This is a genomic window from Levilactobacillus enshiensis (assembly GCF_007115095.1).
GTDB classification, from domain to species: Bacteria; Bacillota; Bacilli; order Lactobacillales; family Lactobacillaceae; genus Levilactobacillus; species Levilactobacillus enshiensis.
In genome coordinates, this window is the sequence record NZ_SULH01000012.1 from 13,313 (window position 1) to 33,364 (window position 20,052).

The 20,052-nt window shown below is 48.9% G+C and carries 14 protein-coding genes; 3 read left to right on the forward strand and 11 right to left on the reverse strand.

Going from position 1 to position 20,052, the window contains the following annotated elements; genetic code table 11:
* Positions 1-2: 2 nt before the first annotated feature.
* A complete protein-coding gene (locus FAY32_RS11505) occupies positions 3-2,612 on the reverse strand; it encodes a cation-translocating P-type ATPase (RefSeq protein WP_143463579.1) in 2,610 nt (869 codons plus the stop codon).
* Positions 2,613-2,889: 277 nt separating this feature from the next.
* A complete protein-coding gene (locus FAY32_RS11510; RefSeq protein ID WP_143463580.1) occupies positions 2,890-4,323 on the reverse strand; it encodes a C69 family dipeptidase in 1,434 nt (477 codons plus the stop codon).
* Between the two features lie 341 nt (positions 4,324-4,664).
* Here FAY32_RS11510 and FAY32_RS11515 point away from each other — a divergent pair, with 341 nt between their 5' ends.
* Positions 4,665-6,023 carry an FAD-dependent oxidoreductase gene (locus tag FAY32_RS11515; RefSeq protein WP_143463581.1) on the forward strand — a complete coding sequence of 453 codons (1,359 nt, stop codon included), beginning with the start codon at positions 4,665-4,667 and terminating at the stop codon, positions 6,021-6,023.
* Positions 6,024-6,296: 273 nt separating this feature from the next.
* Here FAY32_RS11515 and FAY32_RS11520 read toward each other — a convergent pair whose 3' ends face one another.
* Both FAY32_RS11520 and FAY32_RS11525 read right to left on the reverse strand, forming a co-directional pair.
* Positions 6,297-8,423: a lectin-like domain-containing protein gene (locus tag FAY32_RS11520; RefSeq protein ID WP_143463582.1), complete on the reverse strand. Its 2,127-nt coding sequence runs from the start codon at positions 8,421-8,423 to the stop codon at positions 6,297-6,299.
* Positions 8,424-8,698: 275 nt separating this feature from the next.
* Positions 8,699-10,276, reverse strand: coding sequence for a peptide chain release factor 3 (locus tag FAY32_RS11525; protein ID WP_143463583.1), 1,578 nt, complete (start codon positions 10,274-10,276; stop codon positions 8,699-8,701).
* A gap of 288 nt (positions 10,277-10,564) precedes the next feature.
* Between FAY32_RS11525 and FAY32_RS11530 the strand changes: the two genes are divergently transcribed.
* Positions 10,565-11,125, forward strand: coding sequence for a hypothetical protein (locus FAY32_RS11530; protein ID WP_143463584.1), 561 nt, complete (start codon positions 10,565-10,567; stop codon positions 11,123-11,125).
* Positions 11,126-11,194: 69 nt separating this feature from the next.
* Here the strand turns inward: FAY32_RS11530 and FAY32_RS11535 are convergent, their stop codons facing one another.
* The 5 genes from FAY32_RS11535 to ntdP all read right to left on the reverse strand — a co-directional run bounded on the left by FAY32_RS11535 (position 11,195) and on the right by ntdP (position 16,525).
* Entirely contained in the window at positions 11,195-13,219 is a 2,025-nt protein-coding gene (locus tag FAY32_RS11535) for a CDP-glycerol glycerophosphotransferase family protein (RefSeq protein ID WP_143463585.1), read from the reverse strand.
* Positions 13,220-13,233: 14 nt separating this feature from the next.
* A complete protein-coding gene (locus tag FAY32_RS11540; RefSeq protein ID WP_143463586.1) occupies positions 13,234-14,121 on the reverse strand; it encodes a hypothetical protein in 888 nt (295 codons plus the stop codon).
* Positions 14,122-14,185: 64 nt separating this feature from the next.
* Positions 14,186-14,602 carry a glycerol-3-phosphate cytidylyltransferase gene (gene tagD, locus FAY32_RS11545; protein WP_048735721.1) on the reverse strand — a complete coding sequence of 139 codons (417 nt, stop codon included), beginning with the start codon at positions 14,600-14,602 and terminating at the stop codon, positions 14,186-14,188.
* 123 nt (positions 14,603-14,725) lie between these two features.
* Positions 14,726-15,868, reverse strand: coding sequence for an AI-2E family transporter (locus FAY32_RS11550; RefSeq protein ID WP_143463587.1), 1,143 nt, complete (start codon positions 15,866-15,868; stop codon positions 14,726-14,728).
* 99 nt (positions 15,869-15,967) lie between these two features.
* Positions 15,968-16,525 carry a nucleoside tri-diphosphate phosphatase gene (ntdP, locus tag FAY32_RS11555; protein WP_048735719.1) on the reverse strand — a complete coding sequence of 186 codons (558 nt, stop codon included), beginning with the start codon at positions 16,523-16,525 and terminating at the stop codon, positions 15,968-15,970.
* A 311-nt stretch (positions 16,526-16,836) separates the two neighbouring features.
* Here ntdP and FAY32_RS11560 point away from each other — a divergent pair, with 311 nt between their 5' ends.
* Positions 16,837-17,082: a YdeI/OmpD-associated family protein gene (locus FAY32_RS11560; protein ID WP_143463588.1), complete on the forward strand. Its 246-nt coding sequence runs from the start codon at positions 16,837-16,839 to the stop codon at positions 17,080-17,082.
* Between the two features lie 82 nt (positions 17,083-17,164).
* Here FAY32_RS11560 and FAY32_RS11565 read toward each other — a convergent pair whose 3' ends face one another.
* Positions 17,165-18,340, reverse strand: coding sequence for a serine hydrolase domain-containing protein (locus FAY32_RS11565; protein WP_143463589.1), 1,176 nt, complete (start codon positions 18,338-18,340; stop codon positions 17,165-17,167).
* A gap of 28 nt (positions 18,341-18,368) precedes the next feature.
* Complete coding sequence (gene recX, locus FAY32_RS11570) at positions 18,369-19,166, reverse strand: recombination regulator RecX (protein ID WP_143463590.1); 798 nt, start codon at positions 19,164-19,166, stop codon at positions 18,369-18,371.
* Between the last annotated feature and the right edge of the window lie 886 nt (positions 19,167-20,052).

Consider the following 20,052-nt stretch of genomic DNA (forward strand, 5'->3'; position numbering starts at 1 on the left):
CCTTAGTCTAAGTCGAGCTCACCCATCAGCTGCTGCGTGCCTCGCCGCTGCCAGCGCTTTGCTACCTCGAGGATCAGGGTTGGCACAAAGACTGCCGGAAGCACCACCAACCAAGCTACTGCCGGTAAGGCGACGAGACCAAACATGCTCCGGATTCCAGGAACTAGCGCAATCAACAAGACAACGCCAATCGCGACTAACATTGCCCCGTTTAACACCGGGTTACGCTTTAAGCTCATCATCGTCAACGGTTGTCGATCCTTGATGGCGTAAATGTCGATCATGGAGCCAATCGCGAGCACCAGGAAGACCATCGTCATCCCCACCGTCGCCTGTCCCGCTGATAAGCTAAACCGGCCTAGGGCGTAAATTCCGAGCGTTAATCCCGTGAATGTCACGGCCCGAACTGCTAAGCGACCCCCAAGTCCTCTGGCAAATAAGCTTTCGTCGTTGGCCACTGGCGGTTGCGCCATGGCTTCCTTTTCACCTGGTTCCCGGCTAATGTAGAAGCCAGGAATCCCATCGGCCAACACGTTGATCAGCAACAGTTGTTCTGCCAATAGTGGCGCCCCCCAACCCATGAGGACAGCGCCCACCATCAGGAAGATTTGGGCGAAGTTGACCCCCACCAAGAACTCAACGGCTTTTAGGATGTTTTGGTAAACCGTTCGCCCTTCGCGGACCGCTGCAATGATCGTGGCAAAGTTGTCATCCGTTAAGACCATATCGGCAGCTCCTTTGGAGACCTCAGTCCCCGTAATCCCCATGGCGATGCCGACATCGGCTGCCTTCAAGGCTGGTGCATCGTTCACACCGTCACCCGTCATGGCGACCGTCTTGCCCAATTTTTGCCAAGCTTGCACGATTCGAATTTTATCCGTTGGGGAAACTCGGGCATAGACCGCAATATTTTCAATCTGCGCTGTCAACTCTTCGTCCGTCAGCGTCCGAAGTTCGTCACCCGACATCACCAACTGTCCCGGCGTCAACAAGCCGATTTCCTTTGCAATGGCCTCAGCAGTTACCATGTGGTCACCCGTGATCATGACGGGCTTGATACCCGCCCGTTTAGCTTCACGAATGGCAGGAATCACTTCTGGCCGTGGGGGATCAATGATTCCCACCAGCCCAGCAAACGTTAAGCCCGTCGTCAATGCTGCCCAGTCGATAGTCGCCGTTGCGCCAACCACCTTATACCCCACGGAGAGAACCCGTAGTGCATTGCGACCAAAGTCATCGTGAACCTGTTTCGCTGCAGCCTGTTCTGCTGCCGTCCAGTTTACACGAAGCCGATCAAAGGCACCCTTCACGATAACTAATCGCTGACCATCCTTGAGTTGATGGACCGTCGCCATCGTCTTTTTAGTCGAGTCAAATGGGTCCTCAGCTACCCGCGGCGCCTGTTGTTCAAATTGTGCCCGGCTTAGCTCATGCTTGCCTAACCACCGCACGATTGCCAATTCCGTGGGATCGCCCACCGTCTTTTCTTCGCCATTTGTCGTCTTGATTTCGGCATTCGTGGCTAGCCCCAGGTAACGCATCAATTGTTTCCCAGCCGGCGTCATTTCTGCCGCCGCCAGTGGTTGCGCTCCCGGCGTCCAGTAACGTGTAATCGTCATCTTATTTTGCGTTAGCGTCCCCGTCTTATCGGATGCAATCACGTCAACCCCACCAATGGTCTCCACAGCGTTCACCCGGCGCATGATGGCATGTCGCTTCGCCATCCGTTTGACCCCGTGAGCCAGACTGATCGTCACGATAATTGGCAGCGTCTCAGGCACGGCCGCCACAGCCAGTGAGATTCCGATCATTAAGCTGTCCGCCAAGCCTTGGTTTTGCATCCAGATGCTGAGTGCGAAAATGGCGAGACCACCGATCACGGCAAACGTTGTCAGCCAACCAGAAAGTCGGTTTAAACGTCCCTGTAGTGGTGTTGCCCGCTTCTTAGTCTTGTTCAGCAGACCTGCAATTTGTCCCAGTTCCGTTGCCATTCCAGTCGTAACGACCTGCATCACAGCTGTACCGGCAGTCACCGCCGTGCCGGAGAAGACTTGCTGGTCATCACCTACTTGGTCGAGCACCGTTAATTTTTCCTTGGTCACGGGCACACTTTCCCCCGTTAAGACGGCTTCGTCGACTGACAGGTTCGTACTTTCTAACACGATACCGTCAGCTGGAACCTGATCACCGGCTTTGAGTAAGACCAGATCACCTGGCACAATGTCTTTCGCCTTAATTTCTTGGGCGATGTCCTCCCGTCGAACCGTTGTCGTCGGCAGGCTCATCGACTGCAACGCAGCCAGCGCCTTTTCGGCCGAGGCTTCCTGGTACATGCCGATGACCACGTTGATGACTAAAATGGATCCAATCACGATTGATTTGGTCCAGCCCCCGCCCTGAAACAGTGCCATGTAGCTCGCTAAACCAACCGCAAATAGGAGGACCATTGAGGACACATCGCTTAAATGCCGTACCACTTGTCGCCACAATGCGGGCTTCTTAGCCGCCACCAATTCGTTTGTCCCATGCTGTATCAACCGTTCCGTCGCTTGTTGGGTCGTTAACCCTTCTTGGGCAGTTAACGTTAGGTTTTTCATCTCTTTTCTCGTCATGTTTGTATCCTCCACTGTATAAATGAGTTATCATATCAATTACTATAATCTTATTATTACCAAAAGTTTTGTATAGACTGTGGCTGAATTGTAAAGTTTTTTTGAAACCTGCAAGTTGTATGCTGCACGCTGGTTAACCCTTATACCAGCCATGGTCTCCTAACGGGTTCGCCATCACCTGTCATTGTTCAATCAAGAACATCCCTTCAACCCATCATTGCAAAAAAAACTAGCACCATCTGAATAGTCAGACAATGCTAGCTTGTTTAATTGGAATCTAAAGGTTGCGATCCATGTTAAAGGTCAACTTAGATAGCGTTAACCCTTTTTCAATCAAATCATTCGTAAATTTCGTTGTCTTCGTCCGCATGTCAGCAACAACGTGATGGTTTTGATCAGTCAGGTAAGCCGTCAGGTCATCCCCTGACAAGTCCTTGGCATGAGCTAACGTGTTGGCCACGTGCGTCCGCAAGTCTTGTTTTGCCGCCGTCACGTAGTCCACATCCAGTTCAATAAAGTTCTGGTAGTGGGATTCAACGATCATCGAGAGCTTCCGGTACATCCAATAGGCACTCTTGTCGTCCAAATGAACTGGTGTTTCACTATAGGAATCATCAGTATCCGTAGCGTTAGCAAAGAATGGCACGTACGGACTGAAGGCTGGGACCCCAAAGCATAACCAGAAAATAGCTGCGCTTTCAGCTGGCACATCGTTTCTAATCTGCAACACGTGGGAGTTTTGCGTCCGGTTCATTGAGATCGGTCGGAACTTCAACCGGTCTTCATCGGCCCCCTGGCCTAATGGATCGTACTTGGTCTCGTTGTAGTGGGAGCTCAGAATGTATTCAACATCTTCCACACTGATCTTGTGACTGGTCCGGCAAATAAATGGCAACTCACTTGATTGTGGATCCTGTTCGATTTCGGGGTTCAAGACGCGTTGCCCAAACCAGACCCGTGGTGTGTTGTAGTGGCGGTCTTTTTCAGTACTGGTCCCAAAAATGTGCCGGAAGTTCCAGCCATTTTGGTCGGGATTCAGATGATTCTCGGTCACGAATTCTTGGATTCCTTCCGAGTACATAAAGTTGTCGGGATCATCGAACGTGACTTGTTGAATGGCAACTTGGTTCGCAGCAACAGCGTATGCATCATCTGGAATACGTTGCGCCACCCAGTGGTGTCCCGTGACGATTTCCATGTACCAGACTTCATTGTGGTCGGAAAACAGCACCCCATTACCTTCAGGCGACCCATACTGTTTGATCAAGTTACCCAGGTAACGAACACCGTCACGAGCAGAGTTAATGTATGGCAGAACCATGGTTTGAAGGGAATCTTCCGCCAGACCGTCGGCTACTAATGGGTCAAAAGCCAAAGCATCTGGATTACCATAAACACTTTCGGTGGCACTCATCGCAACGTTTTTTTCATTAAAGCCACTTTCGGCGTAGACGCCTTCCTTGTCGACTTCCACGTTGGGCGTTGCTGAGTAACGGTAACCATCACTGGGAATTGGTGCGGTAAACCCATTTTGATTAGAGGTCCAGGTCCGTTCCGGTTGATCATGTTCCGCTGGGTGAACGTAGAATCGCTGTGGCGTCAGGGGTAAGAAGGTATCGTCATTTCTGGCAATCAGGGTCGACCCATCGACCGTTGCGAGCTTACCGACTAAGACAGTCGTACAAGCGGATAAGTGTTTTGCTGCTTTCATAACTAAAAACCACTCCTTAATTGATTCATCTATTTCTGGTTTGGCCCGCCATTTCACCAGTTTTCCCCGCAACCTATTTAGAGACGTGGTATCTGACTTGAACAAAATGAACGAACCAGCCTAGACAGAGATTATAAGCACTAGTGTACCCCTTTCAACTATTAAACACTAGTCCCGGCGTCCTCGTCCCGTTGCCAGTCAATGGTAACACTTTCACGAATGTGTTGACATTCCACTGTGATTGTGTAAAATAGAGTTGTAATCAATTAATACCTTTTTCACATAGTCCTATTTGTGAAAAACACATCATGTGTTAAAAACTTGTTTTGGGAGGCTACACCATGAAAGTTACAGTTGTTGGTTGTACACACGCAGGGACCTTTGCCATTAAACAAATCTTAGCAGAACATCCAGATGCCGAGGTTACCGTCTATGAAAAGAATGATAATATCTCGTTTCTATCTTGCGGGATTGCCCTTTATCTCGGTGGCAAGGTTGCTGATCCCCAAGGTCTATTCTACTCCAGTCCTGAAGAATTAAAGGGGCTTGGCGCCGACGTTCAAATGAAGCATAACGTCTTGGCCATCGATCCTGATCAAAAGACGGTCACGGTCGAGGACTTATCCACTCATGAACAATCAACCGAAGCCTACGATAAACTCGTCATGACCTCTGGTTCTTGGCCCATCATTCCTAAGATTCCCGGCATTGACGGTGATAAAGTTAAGCTCTGCAAGAACTGGAATCACGCCCAGACGTTGATTGAAGAAGCTAAGGACGCCAAACGGATCACGGTCATTGGTGCCGGCTATATTGGTGCGGAGCTGGCCGAAGCCTACTCGACGACCGGCCACGACGTCACGTTGATCGATGCCATGGATCGCGTGATGCCCAAGTACTTTGATGCCGAATTCACGAATGTGATTGAACAGGACTACCGTGATAACGGGGTTAAACTTGCCATGGGTGAAACCGTTCAAAGCTTTGATCAAAGTGGCGATGCCCTGACAATCACCACCGACAAGGGCAGCTACGAGACCGATTTAGCCATCCTATGCATTGGGTTCCGGCCAAACACAGCTCTCCTTAAGGGGAAGGTTGATATGGCCAAGAATGGGGCCATCATTACGGATGACTACATGCGGTCATCCAATCCTGACATCTTTGCCGCCGGTGACAGTGCCGCTGTTCACTACAACCCAACCCATCAAAATGCCTACATCCCATTAGCAACCAATGCTGTTCGGCAAGGTATCTTAGTGGGTAAAAACTTGGTTAAACCAACCACTAAGTACATGGGAACGCAGTCTTCTTCTGGTTTAGCCCTCTACGGTCGGACCATCGTTTCTACTGGATTGACCCTAGCTGCAGCGCAACAACAGGGTGTCAACGCTGAACAAGTTATCGTTAAGGATAACTACCGGCCAGAATTCATGCCAACCACGGAACCCGTACTGATGTCACTGGTCTTTGATCCCGCTACTCGTCGGATTTTAGGCGGTGCTTTGATGAGCAAGTATGACGTGTCCCAATCAGCCAATACCCTTTCCGTTTGTATCCAAAATGAAAACACGATTGACGATTTAGCCATGGTCGACATGCTGTTCCAGCCAAACTTTGACCGGCCGTTCAACTACCTCAACATCTTAGCTCAAGCTGCACAGGCTAAGGCTGACAGTTTAGCTAGCGTTGAAGCTTAGGGTTTAACGCCTGCCGTTTCTCGAAATTATTTAGATCTACCAAAACATACTAAGATATAACTCAAAAATCAGCGTTTTCAGAAGGACTTTCTGAAAACGCTGATTTTATTTTTTGCTATTATCGTGTTTAAACGTGCGTCACCAGGCAGTTTGTTGCGCTTAACGTGAGAACAGAACTTATGCCAAGACCAGACATAACCCCTGTTCTCACGTTAATGCTCGCAAACTAACCGCCGAATGTCGCACTCCTTTTTTGGTAGATCTTGCATTTTCCTACGCTGGCACATCATTCAGCGTCCAGGTCAGTGTGCCCGTATACGTGCCAGCGACCGTACCACCGCTTACTTCGAGCAGGAGGCCCGTATCGTCCGCCCAGGTATCTACGACATCCGTCATCTTATCTTCATCTGCCGCTTCCCCCTGGTGAATAGCGATTGGGGTATTTGAAATCAGCGTTTTGCCCTGTTCATCATGGTAATAGACACCACCCACAAGTCGCTGGCCCGTTGTGGAGACAAATGGGGTTCCCGTGACCTGTAACGACCACTTGGCACCTGCTTCTCGAGTATCGAGAACCTTTAACTGCCAGTCCGCTGTTCGTTTGATCCGTTGGTTAGTTCCCGTTAAATCCGTCGTGACAAAGGAACTCTTCTCAGCAACTGTATGGAAAGTCAACTGACGCGTTACGGTAATCGTAAACTTCACCTGATTAGAAGCGTTGCCATAAGGATCATAGGCTGTGACGGTCAAGATATTCTCACCCGCCCGTAACTTTTCTCCTGGGACCACCACTTCGAACTGACCACTGGTGTTGTCGTCACCATCCGGAACCATAAAGTCTGTCAAGGCCGTACCATTCAATTGCGCTTGAATCTGCATGTCACTGTTCACGAGGTCCCCCCCGTCCGGCACCAATATTAGTCCTTTCATCGTAACGTTTTCATTTGGCTTCACCGTAGTCCCACTCCCCGACAACGAGAGCAGGTGCAAGTCTAACGTTGGATTGAGCGTAAAGGCTACCGTATCCGCTGTAACTACCCCATTAACGGCACTAAACGTACTGCCACTGGCGGATACGGTCACCGGCGTCTTCACATCAGCTGCTTCACCAGTAAACGAAATGGTTGCCGTCGGATTCTTTTGCGATAACGTGCGCGTCAATTTCACATTGAGTTGATTGTCCGCTAGCTCACTGAGGTCGATGGTCTGACTCGTACCATCGGCATAGGTTACCTGAGCGTCCTGATAACGCAATTGCTCGGGCAAATTCAGGTGGGCCGTCACGTCCTGCCAGTCCTGTTTTCCAGCCACATAACTGAGTTGATAGTCCAATTGAATCGGGTCACGCCCCTTTAAGCTATCCCCATCAGTCACAACTGCTCCGGTCCGTTGATTAGTCAATTTGGTCTTCGCTGTCGCATCCACCAAGCCTGGAATCTCTTCCATCACGACCAGATTATTTTCATAACTTTCCCCGGTCGCCCCAGTGAACCCCCACCGAACCTGACCAGTCTGCTGCGGGTCGATCTTTGCGACATCCACGCTAACTGTGACCTGTTTACCGGACTGCTCAACCCCCGTACTCGGATTCTTATCATCAAAGGTGTAAGTCATCTCCCGTTTCGCGGCATCCCAGTCGAGTGATAAGTGGTGCCACTCACCATTGGCTAAGAACGTGTTGCCCCCACTGATGACACCTTCATGTTTTTGCGTCGCGTAGTACCCAGAGCTATAGATTGGAAAATAGGTAACGGCGCGTTCCATTGCGTAACTGTCAGGATCTCCGGGGTAATTAGTTGCCAAGTGAGGACCATTCAGCCCCACATCAAATGAATCGGCATCGCCGGCGTTCCCATAGTTAGTCGATGTATTCAAATGCGTGTCAAATTCCAACGCCCAACTATTTTGAATAGCCGAAGCGGCAACCTTGTCGGGTGTCGTCTGCCGCTTATCTGTGTCAACGCCCCACACCCCCAGCGTCTCACCGGAAACATTTTTCCCATAGGTCGGTGTGGCCGCCAACTTCCGGCTATCGTTTTGTAGCACAAAGGCCATGCCATCAGCTGCTTTTTTCCCCGTATTGCCAAAGTAAAGCCACATGGACGCCGACTGGTTCTGAGTGAGGTCAAAAGCATTCTCATCGGTCGACCAGAGCGCCCCAAACTGCTTCTTGCCGTTATTAACTCGAGCGGCTTGTGTGCCGGTCACGTTGGGGTTCGTCGTTGACACCACGGCGGCCGTATTGTTGGCTGTCGTTCCCGGTGTGAAAATTTGCGCTAACGAAATCCCTTGAGGAGCAGTCTTCAACGCCTGATCGTAATCGGCATCGGCTCGGCCAACATCGGCCATATGCAACATCCCTAACCCTAGCAATATTCCTAACCATACCTTTAATCTCATCGTTATCCGCTCCTCTCCTATCTCCGTAAATGGTGTTGGGACTTAATGACGTTGGTTCGTACTCTTTTTCAACATCAGCGTATCATGATTCAAACTATCGGATGATAATTGAGCAAAAAATAACGGGAGTCATTCGAAATTTGACCGAAAAATCTGCTGCCAGTAATCAAATAGATTGATTACCAACAACAGCTATTTTAGAACCAAAAAAGCCTCAACACTGATCACAGTAACGTGATTGCGTTGAGACCCATTTTTTCCATTTTAAATTAAACTTACAGCTTCGACGTCAGTTCAACGTCGGGATACTTATCCTTGAACCAACGTTCTGCGAACTGGTTTTCAAATAAGAATAATGGTTCGCCATGGCTATCCTTAACCAAGAGGTTCCGCGATGATGACATCCGTTCGTCCAATTGGTCGGGATTAATCCATCGTGCCGTCTTCTTCCCCATTGGTTCCATGATAACTTCGGAATTATATTCGTTTTGCATCCGGAACTGGAAGACTTCAAACTGCAATTGACCCACAGCACCCAAGATGTAATCACCGGTCGAGTAGGACGTGTACAGTTGGACCGCCCCTTCTTGAACCAGTTGATTGATCCCTTTGTGGAAGGACTTCTGCTTCATGACGTTCTTAGCAGCGACCCGGACAAAGAGTTCTGGCGTAAATTGTGGTAATTTTTCAAACTTGATTTTGGACTTACCGGTGTAAATGGCATCCCCAATTTGGAAATTACCGGTATCGTACAACCCGATGATGTCCCCAGCAACCGCCGTTTCCACCGTTTCCCGCGTGTCAGCCATAAATTCCGTCACGTTGGAGAGTCGCAGTTTCTTCCCCGTCCGTTCCTGAATCACGTCCATCCCCCGGTCGAATTCGCCGGAACAGATCCGGACGAAAGCAATTCGGTCACGGTGATTGGGATTCATGTTGGCTTGAATCTTGAAGACAAAGCCAGAGAACTCTGGATCGGTTGGCGCAACATCGGTATCTTCTTCGGTGTGGTGCTTGGCCGGTTCTGGTGCATATTGGAGGTACGTTTCAAGGAACGTTTGCACCCCAAAGTTGGCCAAGGCTGACCCGAAGAAGACTGGTGTCTGGTCTCCACTGGCGATCTTGGCTTCGTCAAATTGATTACCAGCCTCACCGATCAACTCCATGTTGTCCCGTGCATCGCGATACCAATCATCGTCCTGAATCGGGTTCGGCTCAGCTAAGTCACCATCGTCATTCAAAGGCAAGTAGCGGTGATCTTCATCTTCCGGACGGAATAAAGCCACGCGTTGATGGTAGCGGTCGTAGAGACCCTTCAATTCCTTCCCCATCCCAATTGGCCAGTTCATCGGGTAACCCTCGATGCCCAGAACATCTTCCAATTCAGCGATGAGGTCCATGGGATCACGACCATCCCGGTCCAGCTTGTTCATAAAGGTAAAGATCGGAATGCCCCGCATCTTACAGATTTGGAACAGTTTCTTAGTCTGCGGTTCGATCCCCTTGGCGGAGTCGATGACCATGACCGCCGAGTCAACGGCCATCAACGTCCGGTACGTGTCTTCGGAGAAATCCTCATGTCCGGGAGTATCTAGAATGTTGATTCGTTTACCCTGGTAGTTGAACTGCATCACGGAACTCGTCACCGAGATTCCCCGCTTCTGTTCGATTTCCATCCAGTCAGACTTGGCAAAGTTGCCGCTCTTCCGGGCCTTAACCGTACCAGCTTCACGCACAACGCCCCCAAATAACAGGAGTTGTTCGGTAATCGTCGTTTTCCCGGCGTCAGGGTGAGAGATGATGGCAAACGTTCGACGCTTAGAAACGGCGTCAGCTAAATTTTTTTCACTCATATAGTTTCCTCACAAATTTTCATTTTGATTTAAGTAACAGTCTCTATCGTTTTTAAACGTAACCTTTAAATTTTAACACATCTTAGCGCTCATAACAGTTCCTCGCGACTTTTGGGTTTAGTTACAATTTATTTCGTCTTTTTTTCATAGCGGTTAAATTTTACCACATCTACGCCGACAATTCACGGTTTGTTCGCACTCGGGGCATTTCGTGGTATGATTATAAAATAGAACTTAAAGTCGGATCAGCTCTTACGGCTACCCGATGATTTAGAAACGGGTGAAACTATGTCGGCGTCTACTGAAGCCATTTTAATTGAAATTGTATTTGGTCTGGGAGCCCTGATCGTGATTGGTGGTCTGGTCAGTCTGATTGTGATGAAACGTCACCGTCAGTCGATGCGTCCTGCGATGACCATCGTCCTGTGTGGTGCGGGACTGGTTATTATTGCCATTCTCCTGAACGTGCTCGTGTTTAAAACTTACGATCACGTTCGCGTGAAGAAGAACCAATACTACGAGGCCACTAGCCTGACTACCAACATGCGGGCCTCTCTGGCTAGCAGTCGTACGGCCAATCAACCGGTCAGCACACAATCCAAGAAAGCCAGCAAGAATGTGACCTACCTGATCAAGCACCTGCATCAATCCAAGCCAGCGGTTAAGCGGGCGCAAGCCGCACAACGTGAACTGACCACGCAGAAACAGCCAGATCTAAAATTAGTCCGCAACAATTACCGACTGATCTTAAACGGTTACTTCGCTGGCATTATTCGCCAGCCAGCAACGGCCCAGCGTGTGAGCCAACACGCCTACCACCAAGTCACGACCTACCGTCTTACAAAATAAACAGGTTTTGCCATTTTCCAACTCGGAATGATGACAAAACCTGTTTTTGTGTTTAAGGACTACTTTTAATTAGCCGTTCTTCTCAATTTGTTGAACCACATAGTTCACGATCTTCAGGGAACTAAGCCCATCGTCAATCGCACAGAAACGGTGATAGAAGTCCATAAACTTCTGGTTATCACTCATGTCTGGCGTCTGTAGCTTCTCCGCAATCAAGTCCAATAACTGCGACTCATTATGTGCAATCTCGCCCGGCAAATCCTTTTCATAGTCTAAGTAGAAGCCCCGTAACTCGTCCTTGTACATGTGATAGTCGTACGGGTAGAACAAGATTGGTCGCTTGAGATAGGCAAAGTCGAAGAAGACGGAAGAGTAGTCCGTGATCAACATGTCACTGATCAGATACAGATCCGAAATATTGGGATGGTTGGAAAAGTCGAAGACGACCCCTTCGTACCCACTGATATCCAGCGCATTGGAAATCAAATAATGCATCCGTAAGACCAGCACAGCGTCTTGACCAAACTTTTCACGGAATTCATCCAGTGAGAACGGCAATTCAAAGGTATACTTCCCCTTCTCAGCAAATTGATTATCGCGATAAGTTGGGGCGTATAAGACGACCTTCTTATCCAACGGAATTCCCAGCTGTTGTTTCAGGGTCACAATATCATCCGGCGTACTGTTAAGCAGTTCATCGTTTCGTGGATATCCCACCTTCAGAATCTGATTGTTAAACCCAAAGGCCGACCGGAAGATGCGCGTCGAGTAGTCATTAGGTGAGACCAATGCATCCCAGCGGTTGGCTTCCTTGACGAAGTTAGCATGGTACTTGACCGTGGTCGTTCCGGGCATGGAGACATTTTCAATGTCCAAGCCCAGCTTCTTCAACGGGGTCCCATGCCAGGTCTGAATGTAGGTGACATAATTGGGCTTACGCACCCATGCCGGGAACCGCGCGTTACTGATCCAGAAGCTGGCCTTTTCCAGCGTCCGGACCCACTTAGCCGTCCGCCGCACAACAAACGGAATCCCATTTTCCTTACAGAACTTCTTCTGTGACCGGTCGATCGACCAAATAAAGTTGAAGCCGGGATAGAGTTGTGTAAATAACTGGTAAATGGCATATGGAGAGTCACTGACCTGCCGCCCACCAAAACTTTCGAAAATCAGGGTTGGCTGATCAAATGGTCGGTGTCCACGCTTAAATAAACGCCGCATGTAGACCAAATTAATCTTGTCCATCAGTAAACTAAATAATTTGGAGGCACTCCCCAACTTAGCTGGTACCCCAGCCAAACGTTGTGGCAAAGTCGGCGCCGCCATCTCTTGCACCCGAATCCCGTTGTCAAACCGCTTCTCAATTAAGACCAATCGATGGTTGCCCGTAACGGCTTGGGTCACTTGACCGGCTAAAGACTTGGACAATACCACGCGTTGTTCAAGATCTTCGCCCGCGACAGTTGAGCGAATGAAGAGTTGCTGCGTGGTGTTAGCTGCCAAATCAGACAGCGGAATGGCTGCCGTAAATAACCCATGCAGACTCATCTTGGTAATCGGCCACTCTGCGGAACTATCTTCCGTGACATTTTTTAGCACTAGCCGTTGATTGGTAATGGGCTGGTTGTTGATGTGGCTGGGGCCGATGATCTGTAATTGATCATCTTGCAAGTTGATTGCATTGATTGAGAACTCATCTTCAGACTGTTGCGTATGCATATTGAACAGCGCCATTCCGTTGGCATCGCTGTTCAGCTGGTAGTAGCTGGTCAGCGTTAACTGATGCCGGTCACTGAGGTATTCACTCTCAACCTGAATCAGGCCGCGCGTCGTCTGTTGCTGAATGTTTAGGTAAAGTTCCCAGCTAAACTCGCTCTGCCCTTCCGCAGCAAACTGTAAGTCGGCGGCATTGATCCGCAACCGCACGACTTCGGAACTGACGACCTTACTGATTGGGACCGTCAATGACGCCTTCGTCTGCTTTTCCAGGAAGGTGACCGCCAAATCGTCAAACGGTTCCGGTACGTCGATCAATTCGAGTTCGAGTTCTTGTAAATTCTTTTTATGATGTAATCCAGATAAAATCGCACGCACGATGGAAAAACTCCTTAGTAGTTAAAAATCAGCTGGTTCGGCATTTGTGGTGAAAAGACGGCATTGACTGCCAAGTCCACGTAAAGGCGTGTGTCGGGCGTCAATAAGCGCCCGATGACGGCCTGGTAAAAGGCATAGACATCGTTGAATCGCCGGTAGTTGGAATAAGCCAGTACGCCATAGTAAGCTTCTGTCATCGTCACAATCTGCGTATGATCAACGGCCGCAGCTTCCGCCTTCGTCAGTTCTCGCTTGGTCATGTTGGCTGCAGCGGCACTCTGCTTGGCCTCAGCGAATCTCGTCGCTATCATCGCCGAAGAGTCGCTCAGATTAAGTACCTGCTCAAGCGGCCGTTCATGGCGCACAAAGCGCAGGACCGCTTCTCCCTTTTTGTTCAGGAGATAACTAGTTTGGGCAACTTCCCCCTGCATTTTTTCCACGCTAACCACTTGACCGTTCAACCCGTAGGTATCGATCTGCGTTAACTGGTCGCTATGGTACTGGCGGAGAATCATTGGCGTCTCATCATCTACCTGGCGCAATTCGGCCACCAAGTGCCCCGCGTCCAGATACCGTTTGACTTGTTCCTGGTTGTCCGCAAATAAGCGTTCGTCAAACTGTGTTAAGTCAACCGCATGGCGTTCGCTCTCGGTCAGGGCTAACCCGGACTCGTCTTCAAAGAGATCCGCTAACGTGACCAGATTTAAGTTTGCCACCCGATCCTCTTTTTCTGCGAGCCGGTTGAGGTACTCACGCACCGTCCACACCGCCTCAAAGTTCACCATGGCAACCAATACGCTCACGCGATGGCCCTGGTGTAAGGCTTTCATCAATTGAATCGAAAAATTGGGCTTGTGCATCCCGTCTAAGGACGTCACTAAGAAAATAATCTGTTGCTGCATGCGTTTGCCTCCGTCTCCGCTCTAAAAAAAATCCCTAGTCTGCGACTAAGGATCATTGCCAACACTACTCTTCTTCCTTCCAGTCGTCTTCTTCTGACAGGCCGAGATCGTGCTTGATTTTGGTCGTGGAAATCCCTTCAGTCCGTGGCAAGTAAATAACTTCACAGTAGTCCTTCAAGAAGTCAAATTTACCCTTCCAGTCATCGCCCATCACGAAGATGTCGATGTCATTTTCTTGGACGTCGCGGATCTTCTGGTCCCAAGTCGTTTCGGGAATCACGTGATCCACGTATTTAATGGCTTCCAAAATGTACTTCCGGTCTTCGTAAGACGTGTAAGCCCGCTTTCCCTTTTCGGCGTTGAATTCGTCGGAGGAAACACAAACTGTTAAGTCGTCACCTAAGGCCTTGGCCCGCTTTAATAACCGAATGTGACCCTTATGTAACAGGTCAAACGTCCCGTACGTAATTACTTTTTTCATGTAGAATCTCCTACTTTATCTGGTTAATTTCCCCTACCGTCACCAGTCAGGGGCGCTAAAAAATCCAATAACAATCTAAATAGTAGCATATTCAGCGGTCACGTCAACTTCAAACCGCAAACGTTAGTCTTTTCTTGATAAATTGGGCCCTAATTTTGGCGCTGGTTTATCGGGATGTGCCAACTGCCAAATGCTGTACAAATACTGCACGACCGTCTTGACCACGGCATACAGTGGCACCGCCAGGATCATCCCCAACAGTCCGGCAATATTTCCCGCTGCCAGTAAAATAATAATAATGGTCAGCGGGTGAATCTGTAAGCTCTTACCAATAATATTGGGGTAAACCAAGTTACCATCAATCTGCTGAACGACCACGACTACAACGATGACGTAGATGACCATGTTCGTGCTAATGGTAAAGGCCACAATCATGGCTGGCAAAATTCCAATGTAGGGACCCACGTAAGGAATCAAGTTGCACAGACCGGCGAAGACCCCGAGGAGCAACGCATATTTCTCACCGATCACCATATAGCCAATGGCCGTAAAGGTTCCCACGAAGAGGCATTCGAGAATCTGACCACCCACGTAACGGGCAATCGTGCTGTTCATCCGGCCTAACAGTTCGGCCGTCTGTGCCCCATGCTTCGCCGGTAACCAACGACGAACAGCCGGCATAAATCGCTCGCCATCCTTCAACATGTAGAATAACATCACGGGAACGGTCACGGCCGTCACGGTCACCGTTGTTACGGTGCCAATGACGGTACCGATACCGTTGGTCAACCCGCTCATGAAACTCTCAGCGTACTTTGAAAAAGCACTCTGAATCTGCGTTAAATATTTAGAAAAATCAATATCCTTAAAAATCGGATGGTTGATCAGCTTCGCCATCACGGCTTCGCTCGACTTCGCAAAGTCGGGAATATTTCCGATTAAGTTAGAGACCTGTGTTACCAACCGAGGAACGAGCCACATCCCGCCAGCAACCAGTAAGACAACTAACAAGAGAAAGACAATGGCCACGGCTGCTGTTCGGTTGATATGAAATCTTTTCCAGCGAACCTTCTCTAAGAGTTTCACGATTGGATTCAACAGGTAAAATAACACGCCTGAGAGCAGTAATGGCGCAAATATGGTGGAGAGAAACACCCCAATCGGTGAGAATAAGAAACTAATCTGCGTGCAGACCCAAATCAAGGCAGCGACAATTAACAGTTCCAGTGACCAGAACATCACGCGCGAATTGGCGACCCATTTCATCGACACTTCCCCCTTCTTTAATTTCAACAACCGCCCTTTGTTTTAAAAAAAGGAGCCAGCCACGAATGGACTTGCTCCTGGTGGTGCGGAAGACAACTCTTACTGATCATTCGAGCGCCGCAGTAACTCCTGATACCGTTGATACCAGAGGTCAACATAAGCTTGAGAAAAGGGACCCTTTTTATGGTTAATCCAATCGACGAGGGTTAACACGTTGGCCTTTAGTATCCGGTCGGTTTCTGCACCATAGTGCCACCGTTGACTGAAATCTTCATATTCGTCAACGTCGAGCAGGCGCTTTTCACCATCCGGAAAGACCTTCACGTCGAGATCATAATCAATATATTTGAGTGCTTCCTTATCCAAAACATAGGGAGAAGCCAGATTACAGTAGTAGCTGACCCCGTTGTCTCGAATCATCGCAACAATGTTGAACCAATAATGCTTGTGAAAATAAACGATTGCGGGCTCACGAGTCACCCACCGCCGCCCATCGTCTTCAGTGACCAACGTGTGGTCATTGACGCCGATGAGGGCGTTTTCGCTTGTTTTGAGTACCATAGTGTCGCGCCAAGTTCGATGCAAACTTCCGTCGTGCTTGTAGCTTTTGATCGTAATGAAGTCGCCTTCCTTAGGTCCTCTAGCTTCGCGCGTCATGTATAAACCCTACTTTCTAAGTAACGGGTAACTATAAAAATTCACTCAATATTATACCAGATTAGGCACTATTAATGAATAGGTTCAGACCGATTCCTCGACAAAGTGCTGGGCCTATCACAAAATTTAAGGTAAATTATAGATTATGGGGTGGCGAGTGTCCTATGTTCGGTTAAAGTTGCTGGTAGCGCTACCAGTCACCGCCGATTTAAATGATCAGCACGACTATCGGTGCGGCACCCAACCCTTGGTTAGAGCGCCAAAATTGTTCAATGTTTGCACGATTTATTAACTAAGGAAGTGATTAAATTATGACCCAGGTTCCTTTAAGCACCTTTGAACCAATGATTCCGCAGGTTGCCGAGTTACTGGCCGACGATGCTGGCCTCCTAACCTTCTTCAATAACTTAACCGTCGGCTATCAGCGCGAGTGGGCCCGTTACATATTTGGCGCCAAAGCCGACGCCACCAAGCAACGGCACATCACCGATATGCGGCAGATCTTGGCAGCCGGCTACAAGTCTAAACGGGCCTATGGCAGTCGGCCTAATAAGTAACTGCCAATCTCAAAAACACGTGATTCAGTTCACCGACATTGGGTGACTGAACCACGTGTTTTTACTTAGCGCTAATTATTTTTTATTTCAACTCTCCCGCTTCCAAGAGATTCCAAATCTGAATGGCTGCCGTCTGTGCTAACTGATTAGGCCGGTAGTAGTTGGTCAGCAAAATGACCCCATCCTGGCCATTCTTAGTCAGCATCGCAATGGCCTCGTAACCGTAGGCCAAGCCGTGAACCCGGATGTAACTGGGATAAACATAGGCACCACCACCGTACATCGATGAAGAACCTGGTGCCAATAAGACGTTGACATCATTCTGTGGATACAATTTTCCTAATAACATGTTACGTTCCCCAACGTAGAGGTCGTGGGCGGACATGTAGACTTGACCAGTCCCAAACTGATAATACATGGATGCCCGTGATTCCGGATACCGACTCGCGTAGTCTGCTGCTACATTGTTGTCGTTATTGTTTTGATAGCCTTGCGAATAAGTCTTACTATGCGCCATATTGAAGACAAACCCCGTGTGTTTTAGACCCCAAGGTTGAATAATATTTTCCGTAAAGTATTGACGGTAACTTTCCCCAGTGACCTGTTGAATGATACCTGCTAACAACATAAAGTTGACCGGTGAGTAGTCCCACTTGCCAATCTGACTTGGCCGACTAATGATGTTTTTCAAGATAAATTTCAGCATGCCGTTCTCGGAATCCAGTTTATTCGGAAAAGCCTCCAAGGTGAGACCACTCTTCATGTCCAACATATCACGCAACGTAATGTTCTTGGCGCCTACAATTTGCGGATAATACTGGGCCAACGTGTCTCCTAACGACAGCTTCCGCTCAGCTACTAGCTTCATGATCAAGCCAGCAGTAAATGACTTTTGCACTGACGCGAGCTGATAGACACTGTTCACGCCATTCTTCTTTTGCAGCGTTGCATCCGCGTATCCCATGCCTTTTTGGTAAATGACCTTGTCCTTATGCACGACCAACGCCGTTCCCACAAAACGGTTCGCACGTAAAATGGCATCGACTTCTCGCGTTGCTGCTGTGGCCTTAGGCGTAACGGGTTTCTTTTTCTTCGGTGGCACAATCCGCTTGGGCTTCGGTTTGACCACCGAACTACTGCTGGATGACGCCTGTTCAGCCTGGGATTGGGTCTGTGCGTTGAACCACCAAGCTAACCCCAGACCGATCCCCACGACCATGCCCATTGCAATCACAGTACCCCATACTCTATTTTTCATCACAGGTTCCCCCTACCTGATTAAATTTTTAATCCGATTCCCCAAAATCGGCCAGCCAGCGACTAATATCATCGAGCTTAAAGCCTTTACGATACAACGCCTGCTTGGTCTTGTAGGCCCGTTCCGATGCTGCTAACGCCCGGTAACGGTGCCACATTTTTTCACCCTGCTTTGCTAACAGGTCCTGCTGTTCATCAACGTCCGGTGTCAGGGCCAACGATGCCAACATAGCCCCTGCCTCGTCACTGTCGAACCCGCGTGTCATCAACCCCTGGCGAATCTTTTGTTGTTGCGTGCCAAAGGCCTGCCGATGATAGCGTTTGGCCAGTTTTTCCGCCACAGCCGTCCCCACGGTCATGCGTTCCGCTGGCGTATATTGTTTCAAGGCATCATCAATCACTTGTTCACCCACGCCCTTTTGACGCAAGTTCTGTCGAATCACGCGTGGTCCCTTGTCACTCGTATTCATCATGGTCCGGACATAACTGCCTGCGTACTGACCATCGTCGACGAGTGACATCTCCCGTAGCTTTTGCATCGTTTCATCAATCGTTTCAGGCGGAATTTCCAACGTTCCTAATTTGTCACGAACCTCTTTTTCCGTCCGCAACTGATTGGACAAATAATCCAGTGCCCGATTGTAAGCTTTAGAAACGTCATCAGCAGCTACCAGTTGGCTTTCGAGGTCCTTATCGATCTCCATCCCCTTAAAGAGTCGAAAATCGACCAGCACGCTCTCACTGACGGGAAAGGCATAGTGCCCATCAACGTAAATATTAAACCGACCACTACGCTTTTGCGCTTCAATCATGGTAATCTCAGCCATACAGGTCACATCCTTTCCGTTATTTCAAAAAATAGAAATTACATTAAATTCTTTGCAACTAAAGATTAAATTCAGGCCTCATTCTCGTATGAGTAAGTAGTCACGCCGCTAAATTAGTATAACTTGGACGCACTCCGGCTGCCAGGAATTCCACCTGCTGTGGGGACGCTTCAGCCTGGAAGAGCACCAGTCTTCTCGCTCGCTTTGAAGCCACGAAGAACACGTGTCTCCAAAGTCGCCCGTGATGTAAGCTGGCTGAGAAGCACCATCTAACATCACCTTCACGGCCGGTTCCATCCCTGGCCTCCTCCGGCGCTGACTGTGTTTTATCATAACAACAGTTAGAAAACGGGGATATTTATCATTTTCGCTCAATTATTAACGACTGTTGCAGTCATTATCTCAGTCGTCTGAGAACACTGTATAAGCCGAGAGGTCGGCAGATATGGGCTCAGGCGCGTCGTTCTACTTAGTCAGTAAGTGCATTTCTTACTGGCTTAGTAGAAAACCAAGCTTGTAGACTCGGTTTTTTCGAGGCTTCAAGTTGTGTTCGCACCGTTCCAGCCCATATCTGCCGGCCGGTAAGGCGAAGCAACCACTACGTTGCCAAGCCTGAATCCAATCTTCATTGCTAGAACAGGCATCGCCGGTACTTTGACACTTTCAACCCTTAGTTTGCAATATAAAAATTCTTTCGTCTGATCAGCTGACACCCAGCGACCGAAATAGCGTGACCACAACTTAAATCTTCGCAACCATTCTACCAGTTCTCTAGCTACGATGCTGAGCTTAACAGGTAATTAGTTAAGCCATCATCTTTTCTCAGGCGACACTGTGTGTGGTCATCACGGTCCCTAGCCACCAAGCGACCGACCTGCTATAATTA

Bases quoted from the DNA above. Each gene is read 5' to 3' on its own strand.
- FAY32_RS11505 (WP_143463579.1), bottom strand. From the start codon at position 2,612: ATGACGAGAAAAGAGATGAAAAACCTAACGTTAACTGCCCAAGAAGGG.
- FAY32_RS11510 (WP_143463580.1), bottom strand. From the start codon at position 4,323: ATGAAAGCAGCAAAACACTTATCCGCTTGTACGACTGTCTTAGTCGGT.
- FAY32_RS11515 (WP_143463581.1), top strand. From the start codon at position 4,665: ATGAAAGTTACAGTTGTTGGTTGTACACACGCAGGGACCTTTGCCATT.
- FAY32_RS11520 (WP_143463582.1), bottom strand. From the start codon at position 8,423: ATGAGATTAAAGGTATGGTTAGGAATATTGCTAGGGTTAGGGATGTTG.
- FAY32_RS11525 (WP_143463583.1), bottom strand. From the start codon at position 10,276: ATGAGTGAAAAAAATTTAGCTGACGCCGTTTCTAAGCGTCGAACGTTT.
- FAY32_RS11530 (WP_143463584.1), top strand. From the start codon at position 10,565: ATGTCGGCGTCTACTGAAGCCATTTTAATTGAAATTGTATTTGGTCTG.
- FAY32_RS11540 (WP_143463586.1), bottom strand. From the start codon at position 14,121: ATGCAGCAACAGATTATTTTCTTAGTGACGTCCTTAGACGGGATGCAC.
- tagD (WP_048735721.1), bottom strand. From the start codon at position 14,602: ATGAAAAAAGTAATTACGTACGGGACGTTTGACCTGTTACATAAGGGT.
- FAY32_RS11550 (WP_143463587.1), bottom strand. From the start codon at position 15,868: ATGAAATGGGTCGCCAATTCGCGCGTGATGTTCTGGTCACTGGAACTG.
- ntdP (WP_048735719.1), bottom strand. From the start codon at position 16,525: ATGACGCGCGAAGCTAGAGGACCTAAGGAAGGCGACTTCATTACGATC.
- FAY32_RS11560 (WP_143463588.1), top strand. From the start codon at position 16,837: ATGACCCAGGTTCCTTTAAGCACCTTTGAACCAATGATTCCGCAGGTT.
- FAY32_RS11565 (WP_143463589.1), bottom strand. From the start codon at position 18,340: ATGAAAAATAGAGTATGGGGTACTGTGATTGCAATGGGCATGGTCGTG.
- recX (WP_143463590.1), bottom strand. From the start codon at position 19,166: ATGGCTGAGATTACCATGATTGAAGCGCAAAAGCGTAGTGGTCGGTTT.